Genomic DNA, 16,788 nt, shown 5'->3' with positions numbered 1-16,788 from the left:
AGTACACCTGCGAGAAAACAGCCCATGAGCGATATGGATCGCTATCTGCAAGCCGCCACCCGTGACAACACGCGCCGTAGCTATCGCGCGGCCATCGAACATTTCGAAGTGAAGTGGGGCGGGTTCCTGCCGGCCACGGCCGATAGCGTGGCGCGGTATCTGGTGGCGCACGCTGGCGAGCTGTCGATCAATACGTTGAAGTTGCGTCTGTCCGCGCTGGCGCAGTGGCACAACAGTCAGGGTTTTGCCGATCCGACCAAGGCGCCGGTGGTGCGCAAGGTGTTCAAAGGCATTCGGGCGCTGCATCCGGCGCAGGAGAAGCAAGCCGAGCCGTTGCAGTTGCAGGATCTGCAGCGAGTCGTCGACTGGCTTGAGCAAGAAGCGCACACCGCGCGCGAGCAGCAGGATCGTCCGTTACTGCTCAAGGCTTACCGTGACCGTGCGTTGATTCTGCTGGGGTTCTGGCGTGGTTTTCGCAGCGATGAGTTATGCCGTTTGCAAATAGAACACGTGCAAGCGAGCGCCGGCAGCGGCATCACGTTGTACCTTCCGCGCAGCAAGGGTGACCGGGAGAATCTTGGGCAGACCTATCAAGCCCCGGCGCTGCTCAAGCTCTGCCCGGTGCAGGCCTACATCGACTGGATCACCGAAGCTGCGTTGGTACGGGGGCCGGTTTTCCGCAGTATCGACCGTTGGGGCAACCTCAACGAGGAGGGGCTGCATGCCAACAGCATCATCCCTTTGTTGCGCCAGGCATTGCAGCGCGCCGGGATTGCCGCTGAAAACTACACCAGCCATTCGCTGCGCCGAGGCTTTGCAACCTGGGCACATCAAAGTGGCTGGGATCTGAAATCGCTGATGAGTTATGTCGGCTGGAAGGACATGAAGTCCGCGATGCGCTATGTTGAGGCCAGCCCATTCCAGGGGATGGCTCGGATTACGGATAAACCGGTTACACCCTAGAGATCGTTTTCTTCTATTAATACAGTCAGCTAATAGCGAAAACAAATCAGCAGCATCAGGTTTGCCAATGAGCCATCCGTCGAGCGAGTGGGTAGGATTCACCCATCGAATTCACAACCCTGACGGAGAGTCATCAATGCCTATCATCAACAGCCAAGTAAAACCGTTCAAAGCTACCGCGTTCAAAAACGGCGACTTCGTTCAAGTCTCGGACGCTGACCTGAAAGGCAAGTGGTCGGTCGTGTTCTTCTACCCAGCCGACTTCACCTTCGTTTGCCCAACCGAGCTGGAAGACCTGGCTGACAACTACGCTGCCTTCCAGAAACTGGGCGTAGAGATCTACAGCGTTTCCACCGACACCCACTTTGCCCACGCTGCCTGGCACAACACTTCGCCAGCCATCGGCAAAATCGAATACACCATGATCGGCGACCCAACCCACGCTATCTCCCGCAACTTCGACGTGCTGATCGAAGAAGTTGGCCTGGCTGACCGTGGCACCTTCGTGATCAACCCTGAAGGCCAGATCAAAATCGTTGAACTGAACGATGGCGGCGTTGGCCGTGACGCTTCCGAGCTGCTGCGCAAAATCAAGGCTGCTCAGTACGTTGCTGCTCACCCAGGCGAAGTTTGCCCAGCCAAGTGGAAAGAAGGCGAGGCCACTCTGGCACCGTCCCTGGACCTGGTCGGCAAGATCTAAGTCTGTGACACGCAACTCAGGGCGGTACGCCGCACCTACTTAAGTAAGCTGCACCGCCCAATAGAAAAGCCCGGGCGAGATTCGCTCGGGCTTTTTTTCGCCTCAAATAAAGGAAATCGCCCGTATGTTGGACGCCAATCTTAAAGCCCAGTTGAAATCGTACCTGGAACGGGTCACCCAGCCGATCGAGATCGTTGCATCCCTCGACGACGGTGCGAAATCCCGTGAAATGCTGGAACTGCTGAAAGACGTTGCCAGTCTTTCGAGCCAAATTACCCTGATCGACAGCGGTGACGATGCACGCAAGCCATCGTTTTCGATCAACCGTCCGGGCGCCGACATCAGTCTGCGTTTTGCCGGTATCCCGATGGGCCACGAATTCACGTCGCTGGTATTGGCCTTGTTGCAAGTCGGTGGCCATCCATCGAAAGCCAGCGTTGAGGTGATCGAGCAAATCCGTTCGCTCAAAGGCGAGTTCAGCTTCGAGACTTATTTCTCGCTGTCCTGCCAGAACTGCCCGGACGTCGTTCAAGCGCTGAACCTGATGGCCGTGCTCAATCCGAACATCCGCCACGTCGCCATCGACGGCGCGCTGTTCCAGGACGAAGTCAACGATCGCAAGATCATGGCCGTGCCGAGTATCTACCTCAACGGCGAGAACTTCGGTCAAGGCCGCATGGGTCTGGAAGAGATCCTCGCCAAACTGGATACGGGTGCTATCGAGCGCCAAGCCGAGAAAATCAGTGCCAAGCAAGCGTTCGATGTGTTGGTAGTCGGTGGTGGTCCAGCCGGTGCTTCGGCGGCTATCTATGCCGCTCGCAAAGGCATTCGTACCGGTGTTGCGGCTGAACGCTTCGGCGGCCAGGTACTCGACACCATGGCCATCGAGAACTTCATTTCCGTACAGGAAACCGAGGGCCCGAAACTGGCGACGGCGCTGGAAGAACACGTCAAGCAGTACGACGTCGATATCATGAACCTGCAACGTGCCGATAAGTTGATCCCTGGCAAAAACGGCGAGTTGCATGAAGTCCGCTTCGCCAGTGGCGCGAGCCTCAAAGCCAAGAGCGTGATTCTGGCGACCGGCGCGCGCTGGCGTGAAATGAACGTGCCTGGCGAACAGCAATATCGCAACAAAGGCGTGGCGTACTGCCCGCACTGCGACGGTCCATTGTTCAAAGGCAAGCGTGTTGCAGTAATCGGAGGCGGTAACTCTGGCGTTGAAGCGGCCATCGACCTGGCCGGTATCGTCGCTCACGTGACCTTGCTGGAATTTGACGTGCAACTGCGTGCTGACGCCGTGTTGCAACGCAAGCTGCACAGCCTGCCGAACGTCACCGTCATCACCAGTGCGCAAACCACTGAGGTGACCGGTAACGGTGAGAAGGTCAACGGTCTGCGCTACAAGGATCGCAACACTGACGAACTGCGCACGGTCGAACTGGAAGGGATCTTTGTCCAGATCGGACTGTTGCCGAACACTGATTGGCTCAAAGGCACCATCGAGCTATCACCGCGTGGCGAGATCATCGTCGACAACCGTGGCGAGACGTCGATCCCCGGGATCTTCGCTGCCGGCGACGTGACCACTGTGCCGTACAAGCAGATCGTGATCGCGGTAGGTGAGGGCGCCAAGGCTTCGCTGAGCGCATTCGATCACTTGATCCGCACGTCGGCTCCGGCGTAAGCGCGAGGCCAGAAATGAAAAAACCCATGAGCGATCATGGGTTTTTTTATGCCTTGTGCTGTCAGTTACAGCGGCGTTGGCTGGATGATTTCGACCCAGTAACCATCCGGGTCCTTGATGAACGCCAGGCTTTTCATGCGGCCATCGCTCAGACGTTTCTGGAAGTCGCAGCCCAGCTCTTCAAAACGCGCGCAGGCAGCCACGATATCCGGCACCGAAATGCAGATGTGGCCAAAACCACGCGGATCAGTGTTGCCGTTGTGGTAGGCGAAGTCCGCGTCGTTTTCGGTGCCGTGGTTGTGAGTCAGCTCCAGAATGCCCGGGATCGACTTCATCCACTCGGTACGAGCAGCGGCATCGGCCGGAATCTGTGCCTTGTCGACCAGTGCGAGGAAATACAGGCTGAACTCGGCTTCAGCGAAGTCACGCTTCTCGACCAGCGAGAAACCCAGCACGCGGGTGTAGAAATCCAGCGATTTGGTGATGTCTTTTACACGCAACATGGTGTGGTTGAAGACGAAGTTGCGGGTTGCGCTGTCTGGTGCGGCGGTTACGCCGGGGAAAGTGTTCAATTCGTGCAGGCTCATGGGCCCTCCAATAACTATGGGCGAGTGAATGCCCGCAATGATACGCATGCCTGCCAGCATCGCCAAATGAAAGGGCGGGCCGGGCTTGCCCTGCGTGCGGGCGGGGCTCAGACTTTGCGTTCAATCTGCGAGTGTGTGGCAATGATCCGACTGTTCAAATCCCTGTTTGTTTTTTTTGCGTTGTCTGTCGCTGCCGTTTATGTGTCGGCGGACGAGCCAACCATCACTTGGCCGGCGGGCTGGGAAGTCGAGGTGCTGCCGGGTGCATCGCCGCAGGTGTCCCGGCAACGGGCGGTGAAAAACGATGCGGATGGCAATCAGGTCATGGTGATGGAATTGACCATGACTCAGGTTGAGGCGGGCCATCAGGTCAATTTGCAGGGTGTGCTGCTGGAGATGCGCAAATCGATACAGAAAGACTTTTTCCAGGGCGGTTATCAGAGCGTCTGCAACAAAGTGCACCCTGCGACGCTAGGCTCTTTGTCTGGACTGGAAACCACTTGTACGATCACCGAGAACGGCCGGCATGTGTTGTCGCAAACGTTGGTGGCGGCGGTTGAAGCGGATAAGGCTTATGTTCTTTCGTACGCCGGACAGGCAGAGGTTTATAAGGCGAGCGCTGACGAAATAGTGGCGGTGAGAAACAGCCTGAAACTTTAACGGTCTGTTCTATTTTGGCTCGGTTAGATACCCGAATGGATTAAGCACAAAGTTAAATATTGGCTGCTTGCGAAACATCGCGCAGCAAAATGTTTAGGGGCGCGGTTCAGCAACGTTACAGGCAATGCGCAACTTGTTCGGTGAAAATCATTTCATTTGTTAGATATTGTCAATAAAAAAGCCCTGCATCAGGCAGGGCTTTGTTGACGGCGTGGGATTAACCGCGCAACCAGGAATCAACGGTGGCTGCACCGTATTGTTCCTTCCAGGCTTTCAGGCCACGGTGGTTGCCGCCCTTGGTTTCGATCAGTTCGCCGGTGTGCGGGTTGTGATAAACCTTGACCACGCGTGCGCGGCGGGTTTTAGGTGCTGCAGAGGTTTGCAGACCGGATTTGGCCGGATTCGGATCGAGAATGGCGATGATGTCTTTCAGGCCTTTGCCGTAATGTTTCATCAGCCCCTGGAGCTTTTCTTCGAATTCGATTTCTTTCTTGAGCCCGGCATCGTTCTTCAGCGACTCCAGCTGCTTGAGCTGTTCCTGAAGGGCCTTTTCGGCTGCACGAAATTCAGCGAGTCTGGACAATATCTTTACTCCAATAGTGTGTTTGGCTGATACCAACCGCAAACAAAGCTATAAGCCAAGAGCCTTGAAGCGACTCGGTGATAAATGGCTCACCTGCCAATCTTGCTCAGGTTGAAAAAATTGTAGTAGTTAATGCGCCAAGAGTAAATCCTGATCTTGTCCTCATGTAACAACTGCGGTCTTTTGTATCAATTTGGTGCGCCGCCTCTGCGCACCCGGCTTAATCGCACTTAGTTAATGGTGACTTAATGCGCTGATGAAATCAGCGGCAGGCATGGGTTTGCCAAACAGATAGCCCTGCATGAAGTTAACGTGATGAGCGGTCAGGTATTCGGCTTGCGCCTGAGTTTCGACACCTTCGGCAACAATACCCAGATCAAGCTTGGCCGAGAGTTCGATAATCGTGTCGAGAATATGCCGCGACAAAGCGTCGATGCCGATCATGGCGACAAAGCTCTGATCGATCTTGAGGAAGTCGACATTGAATTGGCGCAAGTAACCGAGGCTCGAATGACCGGTGCCGAAGTCGTCGATCGCGATCTTCACCCCCAGACTGTGCAGCTGCTCGAACAGTTGATGGGTGATATCGGTGGGTTCGATCAGCTCACGCTCGGTCAGTTCGAGTACCAGGCTGACGCTGCCCGGGATGAACGTTGCGAGGAACTGTCGGCAGTCTTCAACCAGTTCCAGATCATGGCAATGGCTTGCGGTGATGTTGATGCCGATGTGGAACGGCGCGGCGAAACTCGAAGACTGTGGCCCGAGCAGCGCAGCGGTCTGCTGCATCAAGGCGCGGGTCATTGGCACAATCAGCCCGGAGTGTTCGGCGAACGGGATGAACAGATCCGGTCGCACCAAGCCTTCTTTGGGGTGATTCCAGCGCATCAGCACCTCGGTGCCCGACCATTTTTTGCTGTCTCCGTGCACGACCGGCTGAAAGTAGGGAATGAACTCGCCGGCTTCCAGAGCACGGAGCATTTCATGGCTTGGCGACGTTGAGCGCTTCTGCACGATGTGGCCGATCGCGCCGGACACCACGCCAAAAAAGATCAACAGGCTGAACAGCGGCGGATATTGGTTTGCCATGTAGCGCCAGGTTTCGCCCTCGGGGAAACCTGCCGAAACACTGAAGGCGTAGCGCGGCGATACCAGCATGCTTTGCGCAACTGGCAAAGCGGGCGGGGTGCCTTGATGTACGGTACCGTCGGCAGACAGCCAGTTATCACCGACCTGCAGCAACAGCAGCGTCTGTCGGCCGATCAAACGCAAAATGTTGCTCAGGTGATAGCCATCCAGCGTGGTCAGCGCACCGCCACGGCCGTCGCTGAGGCGATACACCAACAGCGCGGTATTGGGCGTTACCGGATTGCCGTTCATCAGCCACAGTTTGCCTTTGTGGTAATCGCCCGAGTTCACGGCTTCCTTGAAGTCACCGAACAGCGAACTGCAATAGAGGTTGTCGTCCCATACCAAATTGGTCGAGCGCACAAAGGGGCGCCGGGTGACTTGTTCGCGCAGGGCCAACTTCACGTCTTCGCAGGTTTTTCCTGCCAATGGCAGCAACTCGTGAGCAGCTTGCGCCGTGTTGTCGAGCATCAATTCGAATTGGCGCAAGGCTTCTTCGGCGGTTTGCCGAGCACTCTGTTGCAGGGTGCGTTCGGCCTGCATATAGAGAATTGCGCAGCCCAGCACTACCGGGAGCAGGCCGCTAAGCAGTGTCACGATGATGCGAGTGCTGCGCTTGCGGCGGGATCTGACGGTTAACGGCATGGGCGCATCCTGTCGCGAAGGTATAGCGCTCTGAAATGCCGGACGGGCAATGGCGCGCGGCCAAAAAACAGTTGAGCCAGAAGGGAGGATAGATGGCCGATGAAACTTGTGCTGCTCATTGATGATTCATGTTTGTGGCCAATTCGATAAACGCCAGCGCGGCGGGTGAACACTGGCGCTTATCCAGCACGGCAAGGCCTACCGTGCGCTGCACGGCAGGCACTAACGGTTTCTTCAGGTAACGCGGCGTAGCATCGTCAGGCAACGAGCCTTCAGCGACGATCGTGATCGCGTCGCCGCGACTGACCGTGTCGAGGGTGCTGAGCAATTGCGAGCAGCGGTAGCGGACGTTGGGTTGCAGGCGCGCCGCCATGAACAACCGCGACACCAGTTCCGCCGAGCCGGCTTCGGTGAGCACGAACGGGGCGTCACACAGGTCTTTCAGACTCACGGCTGAACGCATTGCCAACGGATGGTCAAGCGGGAGCAGGGCGACCATCTGGTCTTCGATCAAGGCAAAGGTGTCGAACCGCTCCTCGGGCAGCACCACAAAACCCACATCGATCCGCCGCTCTTCCAGCCACTGCGTGACCTGCCGATCCGGCCCTTCATCAATGTGTACCTCGATACCCGGATGTGCCTGGCGAAAGCGCTGGAGAATCTTCGGCAACAGTTTGATCGACGAAGTCGGGCCGAACGAGCCGATGCGCAAGGTGCCACTCTTCATGCCGCGAGCATCGGCCGCTTCCTGACGCAGCGTGTTGGCGAGCCCGAGCATTGCCCGGGCGCGTAGCAATAGTTGTTCACCAATGTCGCTGAGTTCGACTTGCGACTGATGCCGACGCAGCAATTCGACGCCCAATTCCTGCTCCAGTGACTTCATCGCGTGGGACACCGCCGACTGGGAAATCCCCAAACGGTGGGCGGCGAGGGTAAAACCGCGCAGTTCGGCCACCCGCGAGAAGATTTCCAGTTGCGTGAGGGTCATGAGTAATTGCTCATTTTACGATGATGAAGAATGAGGTGAATGATACGCCATTCTTCTGTTATTACCGGCTGGAGCATCATGCGTAACTTGAGCGAATCCCTGTAGCGTCTTCCGACATGCCGGTTTATGTGACCTTGGCGGCGGTCACCATGGTCTGGGGTGGGACGTTTGTTGCCGGGCGTTTTCTGGCCGGCAGTCTTAGCCCGATGTTCGCCGCCAGTTTGCGATTTTTGTTGGCCAGTGCCGCATTACTCGGCTTTTTGTGGCTGGCACGAATTCCATTGAAGCGACCAACGCCCAGGCAATGGCTGCAATTGATGCTTTTGGGGTTCTTCGGGATTTTCTTCTACAACTTGTGTTTCTTTTACGGTTTGCAGTACATCAACGCGTCGCGAGCGTCGTTGATTGTCGCGTTGAATCCGGCGGTGATCGGCCTCGCGTCGTGGCTACTGTTCAAGGAACGCCTGGGTCGACTGAAAGTGGCCGGCATCGCAATCTGTATTGGCGGCGCGTGCCTGGTGATCGTCAGTCGCAATCCGCAACTCTTGGCAGCGACCGCGCAGGCGTGGATCGGTGATCTGTTGATTCTTGGTTGCGTGCTGGGCTGGGGTGTTTACTCGCTATTTTCCCGCAATCTGAACCAGACGCTCGGCCCGGTGCAGACGGTGACGTATTCGATACTGATCGGCACGCTTCTGCTGTGGGCGCTGGCCGCCGTGCGCGGCGAGTTGCGCTGGACGGCGCTGAGCGCGCTCGGCACGGCACAGTGGCTGAGCCTGCTTTACCTCGGCGTGCTGGGTTCGGCGCTGGCCTACATCGGTTACTACGACGGCTTGCGCAAAATCGGCGCGACACGCTCCGGCGTGTTTATCGCCTTGAACCCGTTGACCGCAGTGATCTTCGGCGCACTGTTGCTCGGTGAACAGTTGACGCCGGTGATGTGGCTCGGGGGTGCGCTGATCCTGAGCGGTATTTACCTGTGCAACAAACCCCTTGCACAGGGCGTAAAAAAGCGGATTTTATAGAGGGAGCAGACAAGCCTATTTACGCTGTGTAGAATCGGGTTACGCATACAATAATAATCGTCTTCTGGCAGCAGAAGCCTCGCCCGCAAAAGCCTTGGGTCGACAATGAAGATATTCGGGTTTCAACTGATCTACGGTGACTTCCTCGCCCGCAGTGTGCGTGGCATCTCCTGTGCGCCACCCAGCAACCTCGCATGACTGACAAATAACCCTGGTTAATTGATAAGAAATGATGAGGCGTCACCATGGCAGATTTATACGAAAACCCAATGGGCCTGATGGGCTTTGAGTTCATCGAGTTCGCATCGCCGACACCCGGCACCCTGGAGCCGATCTTCGAGATCATGGGCTTCACCAAAGTCGCGACCCACCGTTCCAAGAACGTGCACCTGTACCGTCAGGGCGCGATCAATCTGATCCTCAACAACGAACCCAACAGCGTCGCTTCGTACTTCGCGGCCGAGCACGGCCCGTCGGTCTGCGGCATGGCGTTTCGCGTCAAGGATTCGCAAAAAGCCTACACCCGCGCACTGGAACTCGGCGCGCAGCCGATCCACATCGAAACCGGCCCGATGGAGCTGAACCTGCCGGCGATCAAAGGCATTGGCGGCGCGCCGCTGTACCTGATCGACCGTTTCGGTGAAGGCAGTTCGATCTACGACATCGATTTCGTGTTCATCGAGGGTGTTGACCGCAATCCGGTCGGTGCCGGTCTGAAAATCATCGACCACCTGACCCACAACGTCTATCGCGGCCGCATGGCCTACTGGGCGAACTTCTACGAGAAGCTGTTCAACTTCCGTGAAATTCGCTACTTCGATATCAAGGGCGAATACACCGGCCTGACCTCGAAAGCGATGACCGCACCAGACGGCATGATCCGCATCCCGCTCAACGAAGAGTCGTCGAAGGGTGCCGGGCAGATCGAAGAGTTCCTGATGCAGTTCAACGGCGAGGGCATTCAGCACGTTGCGTTCCTCACTGATGACCTGATCAAGACCTGGGATCAGTTGAAGAAGATCGGCATGCGCTTCATGACCGCGCCGCCAGACACCTACTACGAAATGCTCGAAGGTCGCCTGCCGAATCACGGCGAGCCGGTCGATCAACTGCAATCGCGCGGCATTCTGCTCGATGGCGCGTCGGAGCAGGGCGACAAGCGTCTGCTGCTGCAGATCTTCTCGGAAACCCTGATGGGCCCGGTGTTCTTCGAATTCATCCAGCGCAAGGGCGATGATGGTTTCGGTGAGGGTAACTTCAAGGCGTTGTTCGAATCGATCGAGCGCGATCAAGTCCGCCGTGGTGTGCTTGCTACCGAGTAATCCGTTACTGAAATGAAAAATCCCGGCCTGCAGTGATGCAGAGCCGGGATTTTTTTCAAAATCAAAAGATCGCAGACTTCGTCAGCTCCTACAGGGAATACAGGTAGGAACTGCCGAAGGCTGCGATCTTTTGCCGTTAAGGCCGACGTTGGCGCATCAGATGTTTGAACCCTTCAAACACCAGCACAATCACCGCCAGCCAGATCGGAATGTACGTGAGCCACTCACCGGACTTGATGCTCTCACCGAGCAACAACGCCACGCCGAGCAACAGCACCGGTTCGACATAACTCAACAAACCGAACAGGCTGAACGGCAACAAACGGCTGGCAATGATGTACACCACCAACGCTGAAGCACTGATCAGGCCCAGTAGTGGAATCAGCCACATCAATCCCGGGTATTGATCGAACACGCCAAAACCTTGCTCGCCGCCGCGCACAAACCAGTACGCCACCGGCAGCATCAGGGTCATGTCGACCCACAAGCCGCCGAGGTGGTCGGTTTTCAGGTATTTACGCAGCACGAAATACAGTGGATAGCCAATCACGACCACCAGAGTTGCCCAGGAAAACCCGCCGACCTGATACAACTCATTCAGCACGCCCAGACTCGCGAGGAACACCGCGACTTTCTGCAGATAAGACAAGCTTTCGCCGTAGGCAATTCGCCCGGTCAGCACCATCGCCAGCGGCAGCAGGAAGTATCCCAGCGAGACATCAAGGCTGTAGCCGTTGAGCGGCGCCCACATGAACAGCCACAGTTGCACGCCGAGCAGGGCGGCCGAGACGATCAGCCCGGCAATCAGTTTCGGTTTCGCCGCCATCAGGCGAACCAACTCCAGCACTCGTCGCCATTCACCCGACACCAGCATGAACACGGTCATGCACGGTACGGTCAGCAACATCCGCCAGCCGAAAATTTCCACGCCGCTCAACGGAGTGAGCAACGAGGTGTAGTAATACATGACGGCAAACAGCACTGAGGCCGAAACCGATAAAGCGATACCTTTAGACAAACTGTCCTCGCGGGTGGGTGGTCAAACGGGGCGCGAAGGATACGTGGTTTTTGTGCTGAATATTGGCCGGATGGCCATTATTTTCAACACTCCTTCCATCCTGTAGGAGCTGCCGAAGGCTGCGATCCTTTGATCTTGATCCGAAAAATAATCAAAAGATCGCAGCCTGCGGCAGCTCCTACAGGAATCGGGTCAGGCCTGATGCGGTTTGCGGCCCGACACAAAATGGCTCACATCGTTGAACCCTGGTGTCGAGGCATGCCCCGGTGTCACCAGCGAGTCGATAAACGCCTCATCTTCCGCGGTGATCTTCACGGCTTGTGCCTTGGTGTAAGCATCCCACTGTTGCTCAGTGCGCGGCCCGACAATCGCCGAGGTTACCGCACTGTTGTTCAGCACCCAGGCAATCGCGAACTCGACCATGCCGACGCCGCGCCCCTCGGTGTATTGCTGAATCTGCTGGGCAATGCGCAGTGACTCTACCCGCCATTCGGTTTCAAGAATGCGTTTGTCCTGGCGCCCGGCGCGGCTATTGGCATCCGGTGTCACGTCCGGCGCGTACTTGCCGCTGAGCACGCCACGGGCCAGTGGACTGTAAGGCACCACACCCAGACCATACGTCTGCGCAGCAGTAATCTGCTCGGTTTCGGCCTGACGGTTGACGATGTTGTACAGCGGCTGACTGATTACCGGCCGATCAACACCGAGTTGGTCGGCGATGCGAATCACCTCGGCAATCCGCCAGCCGCGGTAGTTCGACAGGCCCCAGTAACGAATCTTGCCTTGACGAATCAGGTCACCAATCGCCGAGACGCTGACCTCCAACGGCGTGTTGTGGTCTTCGCGGTGCAGGTAATAGATGTCGAGGTAGTCGGTGCCCAGTCGCGTCAGGCTGGCGTCGAGGCCGTTGAAAATGTGTTTACGGCTTAAACCGCTGCGGTTCGGTACACCGTCCACCGGGCCGAAACCGACCTTGGTTGCCAGCACCCATTCATGGCGATTGCCGGCAATCGCTTCGCCAACGATTTCTTCTGACCGACCGTTGGTATAGACGTCGGCGGTGTCGATGAAATTGATGCCCTGGTCCCAGGCCTTGTCGATGATGCGCAGGGATTCTTCAGTGCTGGTCTGCTCGCCAAACATCATCGTGCCGAGGGTGAGGGTAGACACCTGCAACCCCGAATGCCCCAGTGTGCGATAGCTCATGCGGAAATCCTCTGGTCGGTGGAAACCCCAACAAATAACAGATGCGTAACAGGGCGCAAAGTGAATTGTTGCGCCGTTTAAACGCAAAAGATCGCAGCCTCCGGCATCTCCTACGCAGAACGTATTCCACTGTAGGCGCTGCCGAAGGCTGCGATCTTTGATCCTGCTCTTGCTATTAAGCCCGCAACGTCCGCGTCATTCGCAACGCCAACAGACTCCCGCCAACAATCACTCCCGCCAGCAGATACAGCGCCGCGTCCGTCGAGCCGGTGCTGTCCTTGACCCAGCCCACCAGGTACGGGCTAAGGAACCCGGCCATCTGCCCCATCGAGTTGATCAGCGCCAACCCACCAGCAGCAGCGCCCGCGCTCAGCATGGCTGTTGGCACCGGCCAGAACATCGGCAAACCGGTCAACGCGCCCATGGTCGCGATGGTCAGGCCGAGAATGGCAATCGCCGGATTAGCCGCGAAATTCACCGCAATCACCAGACCGATAGCGCCCATCAACATCGGCACCACCAAGTGCCAGCGACGCTCTTTGCGCAAATCCGCCGAACGCCCGACCACCAGCATGAACACGGCCGCCAGCAGATACGGAATCGCACTCAGCCAGCCGATCACCAGGTTGTCGCTGAAGCCGAGGTTCTTGATGATCGACGGCAGCCAGAAGTTGATCGCGTAGACGCCGCTCTGAATGCAGAAGTAGATCAGGCCGAACGCCCAGATCGCCGGGTTCTTGAACACCGCCAGCAGAGAGTCTGTAGTGGTTTTCGGTTTGTTCGCGAGGTCTTCGGCCTGATCCGCTTCAAGCACTGCGCGTTCATGCGGGGTCAGCCATTTGGCGTTGGCGAAGCTGTCGCTGAGCAGGAAATAGGCGAGGGCGCCGAGGATCACCGTCGGGATACCTTGCAACAGGAACATCCACTGCCAACCGGCGAGTCCGCCCTGGCCCGCGGCGAAGTGATTCAGAATCCAGCCAGAGAACGGGCTGCCGAGCAGACCGGAGACCGGGATCGCCGACATGAACAGCGCCATGATCCGGCCACGGCGGAAGGTCGGGAACCACTGCGAGAGATACAGCACGACACCCGGGAAGAACCCGGCTTCGGCGGCCCCGGTAAACAGGCGCAGAGTGTAGAACTCGGTGGGGGTTGTGACGAACAACAGGCAGGTCGACAGCGTGCCCCAGGTGATCATCATCACCGCAATCCAGCGCCGTGGACCGAACTTGGTCAACGCCAGGTTGCTCGGCACGCCGCACAGCACGTAGCCGATGAAGAAAATACCGGCACCAAGGCCGTATACGGTTTCGCTGAATTTCAGCGCGTCGAGCATCTGCAGTTTGGCAAATCCAACGTTGACCCGGTCAAGGTAGTTGAACAAGTAGCAGATGAAGATGAAGGGGATTAAACGCAGGGTAACGCGTTTATAAACGGCATTTTTATCGTCTTCTTTGGTCTGGGTAGCTGCGGCGCTGTGCGACATAGCGGCTCTCTCTTTATTATGATTTTTTGCGATGCAAAGGGTAACGTTGATCGCCCTGAGAGTCTCGGCCACCTTTGGCAGGATTGTCTTTGTGCCTGAGCACAGGGTTTGCCGCCAGACCCTGTGCGGGTGAACAACCGTCCGCGCGTGTTTTCAAGGATTTACACACTATGTTCGAACTCGATCACGACCTCGCTCAGGACATCGTTGACCGGGCCATGGCCATTTTGCCTTACAACGTCAACGTCATGGACAGCCAAGGGCTGATCCTCGGCAGCGGCGAGCCGGAGCGCATCAACACCCGCCATGAGGGCGCGCAACTGGTGCTGGCCAACAGTCGCGTGGTGGAGATCGACGCGCAGACGGCGGCGCACCTCAAGGGTGTGCAGCCGGGGATCAATCTGCCGCTGCTGCTCGATCAGCGCTTGATCGGCGTACTCGGGATCACCGGCGAGCCGGATCAGTTGCGCACCTACGCCGAGCTGGTGCGGATGACGGCCGAGATGCTCGTCGGCCAGCGCAACCAGCAAGCCGAACAGCAATGGCGACGTCAGCGTTGCGATGATTTGCTGGCGTTGCTGTTGAGTGAGGCGGGGGATTCGCCGCGTTTGGTGGATGAGGCACAGCAAATGGGCCTCAAGCCGCAATTGGCGCGGGTGCCTTATCTGTTCGAGTTGGGTCTTGAACATGGGCCGGGGCAAACCGTCGATGCGCTGAGTGCCTGGCTGACGTCGCGTTATCCCGACAGTTGGTGCGTGAGCTCGGCGAAATCATCACTGCTCTGGTGTCGGCCGGCCAGTCACAACGTCGAACATGATCGTTTGCTGGAGAAACTCGACGGCTTGGGCTGGAATATTTTGCGCATTGCCGTGGGCGGGCAAGCCGAAGGGCTGCTCGGGCTGCGTCGCTGTTATCGCCGGGTCGGTGACTTGCTCGCTTACGGTCGCGACGTGCTGCCGCGCTCACGGCTGCTGACCCTCAATCGCTATCGATTGCCGGTAATGCTGTGGCGCCATCGCAACGATGATGCGCTCGATGAGTTGCTCAAACCGTTGCGCAAGGTGATCGCCAAGGACAACAACGGTCAATTGCTGGCGACGTTACGCAGTTGGTGTGAGCACGACGGGCAAAGTCAGGCCTGCGCCGATGCGTTGGGTATTCACCGCAACAGCCTGCGTTATCGGATGGAGCGGATTGCCGAGCTCAGTGGCGTTGACCCGCTGCGGCTGGACGGCATGCTGGCGCTGTATCTGGGCGTGCAGCTTTTGCCGCAAACCTAACTGTAGGCGCACGGCTTGCCGGTAAGGGTGATCTCACCGACGCCTTCGCGAGCAAGCTTTGCTCCTACAAGCGATGTGCGTAATCAGCATTGCTCCTACAGGTCAGGCCAGCCTTTTGTTGAAATGAACAATAAACGTCTGTGCAAATTGTGCAGCGGACAGGCGTCAATGCGCATGCCGACTGGCAGCATGAGGGGCATTGGAACTGGAGAATCATCATGAAGATTGTCATCGCCCCCGATTCGTTCAAGGACAGCCTGAGTGCCCAAGGCGTCGCAGAGGCTATTGCCCAAGGCCTGACGCAGGTCTGGCCGCAGGCAACGCTGGTCAAATGCCCGATGGCCGATGGTGGCGAAGGCACGGTCGAGTCGATTCTCGCTGCCTGTGAAGGCGAACTGCGCCGTACCCGCGTGCGCGGCCCGTTGGGCGCGTCGGTTGAGGCCGCGTGGGGCTGGTTGCCACACAACCACACCGCAATCATCGAAATGGCCGAAGCCAGTGGCTTGCAACTGGTACCGCCGGGGCAGCGCGACGCCTGCATCAGCAGCACGTTTGGCACCGGCGAACTGATTCGTGCAGCGTTGGATGCTGGCGCGCATCGGGTGATTCTGGCGATTGGTGGCAGTGCGACCAATGACGGTGGCGCCGGCGCGATGCAGGCGCTTGGCGTTCAATTGCTCGATGCGCAAGGGCAGTCGCTGGCGCCGGGTGGTTTGGCGCTGGCGCAATTGGCACGACTGGACTTGAGCGAACTCGACCCGCGGCTGGCGCAAGTGCGCTTCGACATTGCCGCCGACGTCAACAATCCGCTGTGTGGCCCGCACGGTGCTTCGGCGATTTTCGGCCCGCAGAAAGGCGCATCGCCAGCGCAGGTCGAGCAGTTGGATCAGGCGCTGGGGCATTTTGCCGAGCTATGCGCGCAGGCGTTGGACAAAGACGTTCGTGATGAACCGGGTAGCGGGGCGGCGGGCGGTCTGGGTTTCGCGGCGAAAGCGTTTCTGGGCGCGCAATTCCAGGCCGGGGTTGAAGTGGTTGCCGAGCTGGTCGGTCTTGCTGAAGCCGTAAAAGGTGCCGATCTGGTGATCACCGGCGAAGGTCGCTTCGACGCACAAACCTTGCGCGGCAAGACGCCATTCGGCGTGGCGCGAATTGCCAAGCAACAAAACGTGCCCGTGATTGTTATTGCCGGCACGTTGGGCGAGGGTTATCAGGCACTTTACGAACACGGCATCGACGCCGCGTTCGCTGTCACCAGCGGGCCGATGACGCTGGAGCAAGCCTGTAGCGAGGCGCCGCGATTGTTGCGTGAACGCGCCACCGATATCGCCCGCGTCTGGCAACTCGCCGCCAAATCCTGACCTCCCCTGTAGGAGCTGCCGCAGGCTGCGATCTTTTGGCTGTGCTTTTGTAAAGCAAGATCAAAAGATCGCAGCCTGCGTCAGCTCCTACAGGTAAAAGCAAAACTTGAGAGGCGGGGGCGTTTCATCGCTGTAACACATTGAAAAATATTTTC

At 57.7% G+C, this 16,788-nt stretch carries 15 protein-coding genes; 8 read left to right on the top strand and 7 right to left on the bottom strand.

What is annotated here, in order from left to right; genetic code table 11:
- Nucleotides 1-24 precede the first annotated feature (24 nt).
- From JFT81_RS02245 to ahpF, 3 genes are all read left to right on the top strand, one after another.
- Nucleotides 25-963, top strand: a complete 939-nt coding sequence (locus tag JFT81_RS02245; RefSeq protein ID WP_201225942.1) for a site-specific integrase — start codon at nt 25-27, stop codon at nt 961-963.
- Nucleotides 964-1,099: 136 nt separating this feature from the next.
- Nucleotides 1,100-1,663 carry an alkyl hydroperoxide reductase subunit C gene (ahpC, locus tag JFT81_RS02240; RefSeq protein ID WP_007912224.1) on the top strand — a complete coding sequence of 188 codons (564 nt, stop codon included), beginning with the start codon at nt 1,100-1,102 and terminating at the stop codon, nt 1,661-1,663.
- A 124-nt stretch (nt 1,664-1,787) separates the two neighbouring features.
- Nucleotides 1,788-3,350, top strand: coding sequence for an alkyl hydroperoxide reductase subunit F (ahpF, locus tag JFT81_RS02235; protein WP_201225941.1), 1,563 nt, complete (start codon nt 1,788-1,790; stop codon nt 3,348-3,350).
- A gap of 65 nt (nt 3,351-3,415) precedes the next feature.
- On the opposite strand, the gene gloA is transcribed toward ahpF, so the two are convergent.
- Nucleotides 3,416-3,937, bottom strand: coding sequence for a lactoylglutathione lyase (gene gloA, locus JFT81_RS02230; RefSeq protein ID WP_201225940.1), 522 nt, complete (start codon nt 3,935-3,937; stop codon nt 3,416-3,418).
- A gap of 141 nt (nt 3,938-4,078) precedes the next feature.
- Here gloA and JFT81_RS02225 point away from each other — a divergent pair, with 141 nt between their 5' ends.
- Complete coding sequence (locus JFT81_RS02225) at nt 4,079-4,597, top strand: DUF4946 domain-containing protein (RefSeq protein WP_207196962.1); 519 nt, start codon at nt 4,079-4,081, stop codon at nt 4,595-4,597.
- Nucleotides 4,598-4,814: 217 nt separating this feature from the next.
- Here the strand turns inward: JFT81_RS02225 and JFT81_RS02220 are convergent, their stop codons facing one another.
- The 3 genes from JFT81_RS02220 to JFT81_RS02210 all read right to left on the bottom strand — a co-directional run bounded on the left by JFT81_RS02220 (nt 4,815) and on the right by JFT81_RS02210 (nt 7,938).
- Entirely contained in the window at nt 4,815-5,180 is a 366-nt protein-coding gene (locus tag JFT81_RS02220) for a histone-like nucleoid-structuring protein, MvaT/MvaU family (protein ID WP_077573093.1), read from the bottom strand.
- A 234-nt stretch (nt 5,181-5,414) separates the two neighbouring features.
- Nucleotides 5,415-6,950 (bottom strand): EAL domain-containing protein, encoded by a 1,536-nt coding sequence (locus JFT81_RS02215; protein WP_201225939.1) that lies wholly within the window; start codon nt 6,948-6,950, stop codon nt 5,415-5,417.
- A gap of 115 nt (nt 6,951-7,065) precedes the next feature.
- Nucleotides 7,066-7,938: a LysR family transcriptional regulator gene (locus tag JFT81_RS02210; RefSeq protein ID WP_201225938.1), complete on the bottom strand. Its 873-nt coding sequence runs from the start codon at nt 7,936-7,938 to the stop codon at nt 7,066-7,068.
- A 116-nt stretch (nt 7,939-8,054) separates the two neighbouring features.
- On the opposite strand from JFT81_RS02210, the gene JFT81_RS02205 reads away from it, so the two are divergent.
- Both JFT81_RS02205 and hppD read left to right on the top strand, forming a co-directional pair.
- A complete protein-coding gene (locus tag JFT81_RS02205) occupies nt 8,055-8,963 on the top strand; it encodes a DMT family transporter (protein WP_201225937.1) in 909 nt (302 codons plus the stop codon).
- 245 nt (nt 8,964-9,208) lie between these two features.
- Nucleotides 9,209-10,285 carry a 4-hydroxyphenylpyruvate dioxygenase gene (gene hppD / locus JFT81_RS02200; RefSeq protein WP_201225936.1) on the top strand — a complete coding sequence of 359 codons (1,077 nt, stop codon included), beginning with the start codon at nt 9,209-9,211 and terminating at the stop codon, nt 10,283-10,285.
- A gap of 136 nt (nt 10,286-10,421) precedes the next feature.
- Here hppD and rarD read toward each other — a convergent pair whose 3' ends face one another.
- From rarD to JFT81_RS02185, 3 genes are all read right to left on the bottom strand, one after another.
- On the bottom strand, nt 10,422-11,303 hold the full coding sequence (gene rarD, locus JFT81_RS02195; protein ID WP_201225935.1) for an EamA family transporter RarD: 882 nt from the start codon (nt 11,301-11,303) through the stop codon (nt 10,422-10,424).
- A 192-nt stretch (nt 11,304-11,495) separates the two neighbouring features.
- Nucleotides 11,496-12,509 (bottom strand): aldo/keto reductase, encoded by a 1,014-nt coding sequence (locus tag JFT81_RS02190; RefSeq protein ID WP_201225934.1) that lies wholly within the window; start codon nt 12,507-12,509, stop codon nt 11,496-11,498.
- A 175-nt stretch (nt 12,510-12,684) separates the two neighbouring features.
- The gene (locus JFT81_RS02185; protein ID WP_201225933.1) at nt 12,685-13,995 is read right to left on the bottom strand and encodes an MFS transporter; all 1,311 of its coding nucleotides are present in this window, start codon (nt 13,993-13,995) and stop codon (nt 12,685-12,687) included.
- 170 nt (nt 13,996-14,165) lie between these two features.
- On the opposite strand from JFT81_RS02185, the gene JFT81_RS02180 reads away from it, so the two are divergent.
- Both JFT81_RS02180 and JFT81_RS02175 read left to right on the top strand, forming a co-directional pair.
- Nucleotides 14,166-15,275, top strand: coding sequence for a sugar diacid recognition domain-containing protein (locus JFT81_RS02180; protein ID WP_201225932.1), 1,110 nt, complete (start codon nt 14,166-14,168; stop codon nt 15,273-15,275).
- A gap of 218 nt (nt 15,276-15,493) precedes the next feature.
- Nucleotides 15,494-16,633 carry a glycerate kinase gene (locus JFT81_RS02175; RefSeq protein ID WP_201225931.1) on the top strand — a complete coding sequence of 380 codons (1,140 nt, stop codon included), beginning with the start codon at nt 15,494-15,496 and terminating at the stop codon, nt 16,631-16,633.
- The last annotated feature ends 155 nt before the right edge of the window (nt 16,634-16,788 follow it).

This window comes from Pseudomonas sp. TH43 (assembly GCF_016650635.1).
Lineage (GTDB): Bacteria > Pseudomonadota > Gammaproteobacteria > Pseudomonadales > Pseudomonadaceae > Aquipseudomonas.
Note: the sequence above shows the minus strand (reverse complement) of the source record. Positions and strands in the feature narration are given on the sequence as shown.

Excerpts from the sequence above, each read along its gene's own strand:
- JFT81_RS02210 (WP_201225938.1), bottom strand. The coding sequence starts at position 7,938 with ATGACCCTCACGCAACTGGAAATCTTCTCGCGGGTGGCCGAACTGCGC.
- gloA (WP_201225940.1), bottom strand. The coding sequence starts at position 3,937 with ATGAGCCTGCACGAATTGAACACTTTCCCCGGCGTAACCGCCGCACCA.
- JFT81_RS02215 (WP_201225939.1), bottom strand. The coding sequence starts at position 6,950 with ATGCCGTTAACCGTCAGATCCCGCCGCAAGCGCAGCACTCGCATCATC.
- JFT81_RS02175 (WP_201225931.1), top strand. The coding sequence starts at position 15,494 with ATGAAGATTGTCATCGCCCCCGATTCGTTCAAGGACAGCCTGAGTGCC.
- JFT81_RS02180 (WP_201225932.1), top strand. The coding sequence starts at position 14,166 with ATGTTCGAACTCGATCACGACCTCGCTCAGGACATCGTTGACCGGGCC.
- ahpF (WP_201225941.1), top strand. The coding sequence starts at position 1,788 with ATGTTGGACGCCAATCTTAAAGCCCAGTTGAAATCGTACCTGGAACGG.
- JFT81_RS02245 (WP_201225942.1), top strand. The coding sequence starts at position 25 with ATGAGCGATATGGATCGCTATCTGCAAGCCGCCACCCGTGACAACACG.
- ahpC (WP_007912224.1), top strand. The coding sequence starts at position 1,100 with ATGCCTATCATCAACAGCCAAGTAAAACCGTTCAAAGCTACCGCGTTC.
- JFT81_RS02185 (WP_201225933.1), bottom strand. The coding sequence starts at position 13,995 with ATGTCGCACAGCGCCGCAGCTACCCAGACCAAAGAAGACGATAAAAAT.
- hppD (WP_201225936.1), top strand. The coding sequence starts at position 9,209 with ATGGCAGATTTATACGAAAACCCAATGGGCCTGATGGGCTTTGAGTTC.
- JFT81_RS02225 (WP_207196962.1), top strand. The coding sequence starts at position 4,079 with ATGATCCGACTGTTCAAATCCCTGTTTGTTTTTTTTGCGTTGTCTGTC.
- JFT81_RS02190 (WP_201225934.1), bottom strand. The coding sequence starts at position 12,509 with ATGAGCTATCGCACACTGGGGCATTCGGGGTTGCAGGTGTCTACCCTC.
- JFT81_RS02205 (WP_201225937.1), top strand. The coding sequence starts at position 8,055 with ATGCCGGTTTATGTGACCTTGGCGGCGGTCACCATGGTCTGGGGTGGG.